Source organism: Flintibacter muris, assembly GCF_943192995.1.
In the GTDB taxonomy this organism is placed as follows: Bacteria; Bacillota; Clostridia; order Oscillospirales; family Oscillospiraceae; genus Lawsonibacter; species Lawsonibacter muris.
This window is the reverse complement of the sequence record NZ_CALPCP010000019.1, coordinates 60,375-70,259: the sequence shown is the minus strand read 5'-3', so window position 1 is coordinate 70,259 and position 9,885 is coordinate 60,375. Positions and strand designations below refer to the sequence as shown.

General features: G+C 64.7%; 6 protein-coding genes. 5 read left to right on the top strand and 1 reads right to left on the bottom strand.

Annotated elements, in window-relative coordinates:
* On the top strand, positions 1 to 210 hold a 210-nt coding region (locus NFS22_RS14450; RefSeq protein ID WP_251318417.1), incomplete at its 5' end, for a hypothetical protein.
* Here the strand turns inward: NFS22_RS14450 and NFS22_RS14445 are convergent.
* On the bottom strand, positions 207 to 7,361 hold the full coding sequence (locus NFS22_RS14445; protein ID WP_251318416.1) for a GH36-type glycosyl hydrolase domain-containing protein: 7,155 nt from the start codon (positions 7,359 to 7,361) through the stop codon (positions 207 to 209). The two genes, NFS22_RS14450 and NFS22_RS14445, sit on opposite strands and share 4 nt — an antisense overlap.
* A 198-nt stretch (positions 7,362 to 7,559) precedes the next feature.
* On the opposite strand from NFS22_RS14445, the gene ylxM reads away from it, so the two are divergent.
* The 4 genes from ylxM to NFS22_RS14425 all read left to right on the top strand — a co-directional run bounded on the left by ylxM (position 7,560) and on the right by NFS22_RS14425 (position 9,884).
* The gene (gene ylxM / locus NFS22_RS14440) at positions 7,560 to 7,925 is read left to right on the top strand and encodes a YlxM family DNA-binding protein (protein WP_251318415.1); all 366 of its coding nucleotides are present in this window, start codon (positions 7,560 to 7,562) and stop codon (positions 7,923 to 7,925) included.
* Between the two features lie 4 nt (positions 7,926 to 7,929).
* On the top strand, positions 7,930 to 9,300 hold the full coding sequence (gene ffh / locus NFS22_RS14435; protein WP_251318414.1) for a signal recognition particle protein: 1,371 nt from the start codon (positions 7,930 to 7,932) through the stop codon (positions 9,298 to 9,300).
* A gap of 97 nt (positions 9,301 to 9,397) precedes the next feature.
* Complete coding sequence (gene rpsP / locus NFS22_RS14430; protein ID WP_251318413.1) at positions 9,398 to 9,637, top strand: 30S ribosomal protein S16; 240 nt, start codon at positions 9,398 to 9,400, stop codon at positions 9,635 to 9,637.
* Positions 9,638 to 9,653: 16 nt separating this feature from the next.
* The gene (locus tag NFS22_RS14425; RefSeq protein WP_251318412.1) at positions 9,654 to 9,884 is read left to right on the top strand and encodes a KH domain-containing protein; all 231 of its coding nucleotides are present in this window, start codon (positions 9,654 to 9,656) and stop codon (positions 9,882 to 9,884) included.
* Position 9,885: the final 1 nt, after the last annotated feature.

Here is a 9,885-nt window from a genome sequence, read left to right as displayed (position 1 = left end):
TTCCTCACCCCTTATTCCCTATTTTATCATCTTTACATGAAAAAGTCTGCCGGTAGGCAGACTTTTTCGACAAGCTGGCCTCCCTTCGCAAAGGGAGGTGTCATTTGCCATGCAAATGACGGAGGGTTTTCTCCTGTTGAAGCGCATCAGTTTCTTGGCCCCCCAGTCAGCTTCGCTGACAGCCCCCTTTGTGAAGGGGCCTTTGATTAGATGCTGACCTCCAGCCGGTGCTCCCCGGTCAATCCCTTCAGCAGGACGCCCTCTTTTACTGCTTTACCGTCCAGAGCGGCGGAATAGCTTCCGGTACGTTTCACTGCGACCGTCAGCCGCCCCTGGGGCAGCCTCCATTTGGCCTCGTATCCCGGCCAGTCCGGGGGGAGGTTGGGTTCCACGGTGAGGCGGCCCTCAGTTACCTTCAGGCCCAGCAGCTCCTGGACAGCCGCCTGCCAGTACCACCCGGCGGCCCCGGTGTACCAGGACCACCCCGCCCGGCCCACCCGGCCCGGGGCGTAGGATACGTCGGCGGCAATAACATAGGGCTCCGCCCGGTAGAGTTCGGCGGGATGGCCCTCCGGGAGGAGGGCGTTCAGAATGGCCCAGCCCTCCGCCGGGCGGTCCAGCCGGAAGCAGGCTATGGCCAGCCAGACGGAGGCGTGGGTGTATTGTCCGCCGTTTTCCCGCACTCCGGCGGGGTAGCCCTTGATATAGCCGGGGTCCTTCTCCCCATCGCCGTCAAAGGCCGGGTCGAAGAGGCGCACAACGCCCGCCTCCCGGTCGAAGAGCCGGTCCAGGGCGGAGGACACCGCCTCGTCCGCCCGCTGGCGGTCGGTCCCGCCGGGGAAGACGGCAAAAGACTGGGCGATAGAGTCAATCTGGCACTGGTCGCTTTTGGCGGAACCCAGGGGGGTGCCGTCCTCGTAGTATCCCCGGCGGTACCAGCCCTCGTCCCAGGCGTTCTGGGCGGCCTGAATCAGGGCGTCCGCCTGTTTCAGCAGGTCCTGGGCGGTATTCTCCTCCCCCGCCCGGCGGCACAGGACGGAAAAGTCCTGCAAAACCGCTGCCAAAAACCAGGTGAGCCACACCGACTCGCCCCCCACCCGGTCCATACCGTCGTTCCAGTCGCCGCCCCCCATTTTGGCCAGGCCGTGGGGACCGGTTCCCCGGCCCAGAGCGTACCGGATGGCAGCCAGGCCGTGGCGGTAGAGGCTGTCCCGCTTCTCACTCGTCTGGGGGAGCTCATACCGGTCCTTCTCCCCTGGCTCCAGGGGCTTGGCGGTGAGGTATGCTACCTCCTCCTCCAGAAGGGCCCAGTCTCCTGTGACAGCGCAGTACCGGCATGTCACCCAGGGCAGCCACAACAGGTCGTCGGAGATGCGGGTGCGCACCCCGGCCCCCTGGGGCGGGTGCCACCAGTGCTGTACGTCCCCCTCCTCAAATTGCCGGGAGGCGGCCAGAAGGAGCTGCTCTCTTGTCCGGTCCGGCCAGGTGTACACCAGTGCCGCCGCGTCCTGGAGCTGGTCCCGAAAGCCGAAGGCCCCACCATTTTGGTATTGGCTGGTCCGGGCCATCAGGCGGCAGGCGGCCACCTGATACAGACACCAGCCGTTGAGATAGCGGTCCAGCGCCCCGGAGGGGGTTTTGACCGTAAGGGCGGACACCGTTCCCTGCCACCAGGCCAGGGTCTGCGCCTGTTCCTTTTGAAAATCCTCCCGGAAGAAGCGGGAGCAGGGCTTGCCCCCCTTCTCCTTGGTCACCAGCGCCACCGGCTGGCCGTCGGACAGGGCGGAGGAGAGAACTTCCCCCTCCCCCAGGCGGTAGACAATCCGCCCGGCCACCCCGGTGAGGGTAAAGCGTAGGATACGCCGGTTTTCCTCTATGGGGACAAAGCCCTCAGTGGTCAGAACTCCGCCGTCCAGCTTCTTCTCCCACCGGGCAAAGCCGGGGCGGTAGGTGACGGTGCAGGCAAGGCCGTCTCCGGCGGCAAAGACGGAGATATCCCGGCCGTTCAGATTTACCATAATATTTTCCTGTCCACCAACCGTCAGCGGGTCGTTGGCCCAGGGGGTGAGCTTGCCCTCCCGGGCGTTGCCTCCGGACCACAGCAGACCCGCCCCTGTCTCGTCGGTGAGCCAGCCAAACTCCGGGTTACATAACACCTGACTCCACCCCACAGCCGGCAGCCTTTCCCCTGTATGAATGGTAACGGCGTCCCCCTCCATGGTCCAGGGAGCGGGACCGGGAGCCAGATTCACCGAGGGCGGCGGGGCGATCTCTTCAGACAGGCCGCCGTCCTCTATGGGCAGCACCGCCTTGGCCCAGGCCAGCACCGCCGGGGCGGCGGAGGGGCCGGCCAGGTGGATGCCCCCTTTGGCCCCCAGGGCAAACTCTGCCTCCAGCTTTTTCAGCTCCTCTGTCAAACCGGAGCGAAGAGGCCGGCGGTAGTCGCCCCCCTCCTCCAGCAGGAGGACCAGGTCGAAGGGGTACCCCGCCCGGGTGAGCAGCTGGTGCCAGCGGCACCAGAGAACGGCTTCCTCTACCTCCTCTTCTCTGGACAGCTGACCGGCGGCGATAGGCATGTCCCCGGAAATACCGTAGGGCCACAGGGCGGACTGGGGCGGGCGGTCCCTCCGCTCCTCCGCAGCCGCCAGACGGGCCAGCAGGTCAAAGGCGGCCAGGGCCTCCTGCTCGCTGAGGGCCAGCTTTTGGGCAATCGGGGCCAAAGAGGCAAATGTCCCCTCCCTGGCCTCCAGGATCCGCCTGGCCTTCGCCTGGGCGGAGGAGGCACTGTCCCCCAGCGCCAGGGCGAGAGACACCGTCTTCCGCTCCCCGGAAGACAGCGACAGGGGGATGCGCACCATCAGGCAGGGGTCAGAGCCCGCATCCGCCTTGAGCGGGCCCGGCTTACGGTGGGCCAGGGCCCGCAGTCCGCCCCGGCCCAGTGCGGCGGCGCGGTCCAGGGCGGCGGAGGTCCCCTCCCCCGTCCAGGCGGCACACAGGTACAAGCTCTCCTCCTCCCCCCGGGGGCGGCGGCGGAACAGGGCCCCATTCCCCTCCAGAGAGCACTCCAAAAACAGCCGGGAGAAGGCCGGGTGGGCGTCAAAGTCCCGCTGGGGACACAGCACAGGCTCCAGATAGAGGAGCAGCTCCCCCTCCAGCCGCTTTTTCCCCTTCCAGGTCAGCTCAATCCGCCGCAGCTCCCCGTTCTCCCGCCGGGGGACGGACAGGGCAGTCCGGACGGACAGCCCCTCCCGCTCAAAAAACCAGGAGGCTCCCCCGGCATAGAACTCCCAGCGGTAGGTTCCCCCGCTCTGATACAGGGGGGCGGGGGTCAGTCCCGCTACGCCGTCAGGCCCGCTGAAAAAGGCGGACACCCCGGCGGGGGCATGGTACTCCCCCGGCCTGGCCAGGGTGACAGCCGCCTCCCCCAGATGGGAAGCAGTAAGGCCGTTGTCGCAGGCCAGCAGGCTGTAGCTGCCGTTGGTCACCAGGTGGCACTGAGGATACTTCCGACCAAAGCCCTCCCCCTCCCGGACCAGGGCCGGTCCGGCGGCGGGACGGAGCTTTTGGGGAAAGTCCCGCTCCTCCTGACGCATGACAGGAGCTCCCACCGGCACCCGCTCCTGAAGCAGCTCCCGATAGGCGGACATGTCGCAGTCCTTCATAAACCGCTTTTGCATCACGTTGTCCCGCAGGGCGTTGTCAATGGCCACCAGGCTCATCCCCAGATGGTGGGACATATAGGAGCGGACTACCTCGTAGTCTTCCCCGCCGGTAAGGCGGGCGGGGGTGTAGTCCACCGCCTCATACAGGCCGTACCGGCCCTCCAGCCCCATGTCCCGCAGGCGGCGCAGATTGCGCAGGGCGCTGCGGGGGGCCAGCAGCAGGGCCAAAAAGGAGGAGTAGGGGGACACCACCAGCTCGGTGTCCAGCCCCCTCTTCAGTCCCAGGGCCTGGACCCCATGGGCCTTATACTGGTAGCTCATGCCTGGGTCGAAGGCGTAAAAGCCCGATTCCGAGATGCCCCAGGGCCGTTTGGTCTTGTCCCCCCGGCGCTTTTGGGCGTAGACGCAAAAGGCCAGCGTCTCATACAGGAAGGAATTGGGCTCACAGGGCATAAGGAGGTTGGGCATGAAGTACTCAAACATAGTGCCCGTCCAGGAGGCCATGCCGCAGTAGTCATTGTCCCCCAGCAGCATCCGGCCCAGCCGCCGCCAGTGCCGGGCGGGGACCTCCCCCCGGGCCACGCTGATAAAGCTGGTCTGCCGGGCCTCGCTGGCCATCAGGTCGTAGCAGCCGTCGGTGAGCCTGTCCCGCTCCACCTCATAGCCGATAGAGAACAGCCGCCGCTCCCAGTCGAAGAGGGGGGCGCAGTCCATGGCCCAGGACAGCTTTTCCGCCCGCCGGGCCAACACATCCTCCCCCCACTGGTACAGCCCCTCCCGCAGGGCAATGAGACAGCCCCGCAGGTTGCCGCTGTCCACAGTGGACACATACCGGGGGTGGAGGGGAGCCCGGGTGGAGGTGTCGTACCAGTTGTACAGATGGCCCTTCCACTTGTCCAGCCCCTCCACCGTGTCCAGAATATGACCCATCAGCTCCACCGCCCGTTTGCGGGGCAGCAGATCCAGGTCGGCCGCCGCCATAACGGACAGCAGGGCCATGCCAATGTTGGTGGGTGAGGTCCGCCGGGCCAGGGCGGGGCCAGGCTGCTCCTGCCAGTTGTCCGGGGGCAGGTAACCGTCCTCAGGACGGAGAAATTTGTCAAAATATCGCCAGATCAAGGCGGCCTGGTGGAGGAGGAAGGCCCGGTCTGCGGGGGGCAGGGCCTTCCCCTTTTTGGAGGGGCGGCTCACCGCCCAGGCCAGTACCGGGGCCAGCAGCCAGACCAGACCCACCGCCTTTCCAAACCGGAGCTGAGCCAGAAACATCACCAGCACTCCCGCCGCCGCCGAAAACCAGGCTTTCTTGTAGTAGAACCAGACACTCCCCTTCCCCTTCTCCGTCTGGGCGGCGGTGACCCAGGCCAGCAGATTTTTGTGGGAGACAGTCATTCGCCACAGGGAGGAGGAAATGGCGGTGAGGGAGATATAGGCCTGATAGGGCAGGAAGATGAGTTGGATGGCGGTCTGCAAGATGGCCTCGGCCAGTCCGGCGATCACGGTAGAGTGGTACCGCCGCCGCCTGCCGCTGCGCCGCACGGCCAGCTCCGCCCCGGACAGCAGCAGGTTGGAGGCGGCCGCCACCACCGCCACACCGCCCGCCCAGGCGAAGACCATTCCTGAAAAGCACATCCCCAGTACCAGTGTCAGCAGGGTAAAGACGGGGGACAAAGACCGGCGCAGATTGTCAAAAATTTTCCACTTGGCCAGCGGGGGCAGGGGATTGTCCTCCCAGCCGCCCCTGCCATCCGGAACCCGGCCCAAAAGCCAGGGGAGCAGCTGCCAGTCCCCCCGAATCCACCGGTGGAGGCGGGCGTAGTAGCCATACACCTGCCAGGGGCAGCCGTCGGTGAGCTCCACCTCCCCCAGCAGGCCTGCCCGCAGGTAGCTGCCCTCCAGCAGATCGTGGGACAAAATGGCGTTGTCGGGAAAGCGGCTGTCCAAACAGGCGTGGAAGGCGTCCACGGAAAAGACGCCCTTTCCGGTGTAGGTGCCCTGGTCAAAGAGATCGTGGTACACATCGCTGGCGGTGGAGCCGTAGGGGTCCACGCCTCCCAGCCCGCCGAACACCCTGGAAAAGAAGGACTTGTTGGCCGCCTCCAGCTCCACCGCCACTCTGGGCTGGAACAGGGCGTGGCCGGCGGCAACAATGCGGCGCTCCTGGTCAATGACCGGCCGGTTCAGGGGGTGGAGCATGGCTCCGGTCAGCTCCCGGGCGGTGCCCACGTTCAGACTGGTGTCCGAGTCCAGGGTAATCACATACTTCACCTGGCGCAGCCAGCCCTTTTCCCCGGATTTCACCTCCAGAGCGGTGTGCTTTCCCTTCAACAGACGGACCAGCTCGGTGAGAGCCCCCCGCTTCCGCTCCCAGCCCATATAGCGCTCGTCCAGCCGGCTGAACGCCGGGGTACGGAAAAACAGGTAAAACCCCCCGCCGTACTTCTCATTGAGGGCGTCCACCGCCTGGCGGGCGGTCTCCATCCAAGCGGTTCCCTCCTCCCCCATGGGGGTGGAGCTGTCAGGCAGGTCGGCCAGGACGCCCAGCCGCAGCTCGGGGCCAGCGTCCCGGTTGGCCAGGCGATAGCGCTCCAGCAAGGCGGCCAGCCTGGGGCCGCTGTCCTCCCCGGTGAGGAGAGACACTACCACACACAAGCTTCTCCCCTCCCTGGGAATCCCCCCCTCCAGCTCCATCTTGGGCACCGGACGGGGCGGGACCAGGCGGACCAGCAGAAAGTCCAGCACGTTTTTCACAATGTCGGACAGGGGCAAAATCAGCAGCAGCGCGGCGATGGGCGTCCCCGCCGCCCGCCACAGGGCCAGAGCGGCGATGAAAGACAGCCCCACCACCGCCGCCCCATAGCTCACCCCGGAGCGGGGCCGCTCCTTTTTCCCCATCGGCTCCCGGTAGAGGTACCAGCCCACGTGACGGCTTGGTCCCTCCCCCTGACCGGCCAGCTCCAGGGCGCGACGGGCGGCCTCCCCCTCTTCCATGCCCTGCTTTTTGGCCAGACGGCACACCTTCTGCCGGTAGCGGCGGCGGGTATCCTCATCCATGCGGGGGTAGTGGCCCGAGGGGTCCCGCCGCAAGATTTGCTCCACCTGGCTGGCCCCCTCCAGCAGGGCGCTCCACTCCGCCCCGGACAGGGCCCGCAGGGCGGCAAAGATGGGGGCCATCTCCTCGGGGGGAACTTTGCCTTCTCTGAGGGCGTCCAGGCCGGAGCACAGCCGGGCCAGCCGCTCCACCAGCGCCCCGGCCAGGGCGGGGACGAAGAGGGACAGCTCCCGCTCCGTCAGCGGACATACCGACTGGAAGGCCTCCAAATACAGTCCCATCCGCTTCTGGTCCAGGTCGGGCACCGCCCACAAAGCCCCCCGGGCGCAGACTTGAAGAAGGGCGTCCCCCTTCTCCGTCCCGCGCAGGGGCCTGCCCCGCTTGAACGCCTCTCTGGCCCGCTCTCCCTCCCGGACGGCCATATAGTGGTTGTCCAGCAGCCACTCCGCCGCCCCGGGCAGGGAGGCGTGGCCAGCGCTCCAATCGCTCAGCGCCTCCTGCGCCCGGCCCACCGTTTTCAGACCGGCTCTCAGCTCTCTGGACAGCCTGCGGCAGGAAACGCTTTCGCCCAGCCTGGCCTCCTTGGCGGCATTGATGGCGTATTTTTTCAGATGGACGTCGTCCATGGGGACGTGGGGGGTGGTGGACATGAGAAGACCTCCTGATTGATTTGGCTCCCTCCACGCGGGGGAGGCTTTTCCCTCCAGTTTTCCCCCGGCTATGGCGTAATATACCAAAACGCCGGTTTGCTCCGGCAAGTATTTTGGCTTGACAAACGGGAAAAAATGTGGTACACTCCAAAAATGTAAAGTTAATGTGCTTTACATTTTGGCGAGGAGGTCTGTTGGATGAAAAACCAAGCCTACCGTATGGCAATGCTGTTCGACTTCTACGGCGACATCTTAACAGACCGCCAAAAAGAGTTTTACGATCTGTATTATAACGAGGATTTATCCCTGGGAGAGATTGCCGAAAACTACGGCATCACCCGCCAGGGCGTCCGGGATGTAATCGTCCGGGCGGAGGCCGTCCTCACCGAGCTGGAGGACAAGACCGGCCTGATTAAGCGGTTCCACTCCACCCGCCGCCAGCTGGAGCAGCTGCTTCAAGACGCCGGCCGCATGGTGGAGCTCACCGCCCAGCAGGACAACGCCGAGCTGGAGGCGCTGGCCCTCCGGTTCCGGGACGGGGTGCAGACCCTGCTGAAGGAGTAGCGCTATGGCATTTGAAGGACTTTCTGAAAAGCTGACCGCCGCGTTCAAAAAGCTGCGGGGTAAAGGCCGGCTGTCTGAGGCCGACGTGAAGGAGGCCATGCGTGAGATCCGCCTGGCCCTTCTGGAGGCCGACGTCAGCTTCAAGGTGGTCAAGCAGTTCGTCTCCCAGGTCACCGAAAAGGCCGTCGGGGCCGACGTGCTGGAGGCCCTGTCCCCCGCCCAGCAGATTATTAAAATTGTCAATCAGGAGCTCACACAGCTGATGGGCGGCTCCGCCGCCAAGCTGGCTATCTCCTCCAAGCCGCCCACGGTTGTTATGATGGTGGGCCTTCAGGGCGCGGGCAAGACCACCAACGGCGCCAAGCTGGCCGGTCTGATGAAAAAGCAAAACGGCAAGCGTCCCCTGCTGGCCGCCTGCGATATCTACCGCCCCGCCGCCATCCAGCAGCTGGAGGTGGTGGGCAAACAGCTGGATATCCCCGTCTTCCAGATGGGTCAGACCAACCCGGTGGATATCGCCAGGGCCGCTGTGGAGCACGCTGCTAAGCACGGCAACGACATGGTCTTTCTGGACACCGCCGGCCGCCTCCACGTGGACGAGGAGCTGATGGACGAGCTGCGCTCCATCAAGGCCGCCGTGGAGCCCACCGAGATTCTGCTGGTGGTGGACGCTATGATCGGCCAGGACGCGGTAAACGCCGCCAAGGCCTTTGACGACGCGCTGGATATCGACGGGGTCCTCCTCACCAAGCTGGACGGCGACGCCCGGGGCGGTGCGGCCCTGTCCATCAAGGCAGTCACCGGCAAGCCCATCAAGTTTGTGGGCGTGGGGGAAAAGCTGGACCAGATCGAGGTCTTCCACCCCGACCGCATGGCCAGCCGCATTTTGGGCATGGGCGACATGCTCTCCCTCATTGAAAAGGCGGAGCAGAGCTTTGACCAGAAAAAGGCTCTGGAACTCCAGGAAAAGCTGCGCAAGAACAAGTTTACCCTCACTGACTTCTATGAACAGATGAAGCAGCTGAAAAATATGGGCTCCCTCACCGAGATCGCCGGGATGCTCCCCGGCGTGAAGGCCAGCGACCTGGAGGGGGCCACCATGGACGAGAAGCTTATGCAGCGGATGGAGGCCATCATTTTGTCCATGACCCCCGCCGAGCGGGAGGACCCCAAGCTGCTCAACTCCAGCCGGAAAAAGCGCGTTGCCGCCGGTTCGGGTACCCAGGTTGTAGATGTAAACCGCCTGCTCAAGCAGTTTGAGATGCTCCAGACGCTGACCCGCCAGTTCTCCGGCGGCAAAATGCCCAGGAATCTGCGGAAAATGATGGGCAAAAAAGGCCGGGGAATACCGGGAATGGGCGGAATGCCCTTCTAAAAAGCCTTCCCCCTGAGGGGGGAAGCCTTGGAATATTGGCAAGACACATCCTGTGTTTTCCATATCAACAAACAAATTCATTTGGAGGTGAAGATACATGGTTAAAATCAGACTGCGCCGCATGGGCGCGAAGAAGGCCCCCTTCTACCGTATCGTGGTGGCTGACTCCCGCTATCCCCGTGACGGCCGTTTCATCGAGGAAATCGGCTTCTACAACCCCACCACCGATCCCACCGAGCTGAAGGTGGATGTGGACCGGGCCCAGGCCTGGATCAAGACTGGCGCTCAGCCCACCGAGACCGTCCGCGACCTGCTGAAAAAAGCCGGCGCCCTGTAATGGCTGGAGGTCATTCATGAAAGAGCTTCTCACCTACGTGGCCCAGAACCTGGTGGAGCACCCCGAGCAGGTGTCTGTCACTGAGGTCGAGGGCGACGGCGAGACCGTCCTGGAGCTCCGGGTCGCCCCGGAGGACATGGGCAAGGTGATCGGCCGTCAGGGCCGTATCGCCAAGGAAATCCGCATTCTGATGCGCTCCGCCGCCCAGCGGGCGGGCAAGCGCATCAGCGTGGATATCGTCGATTAAG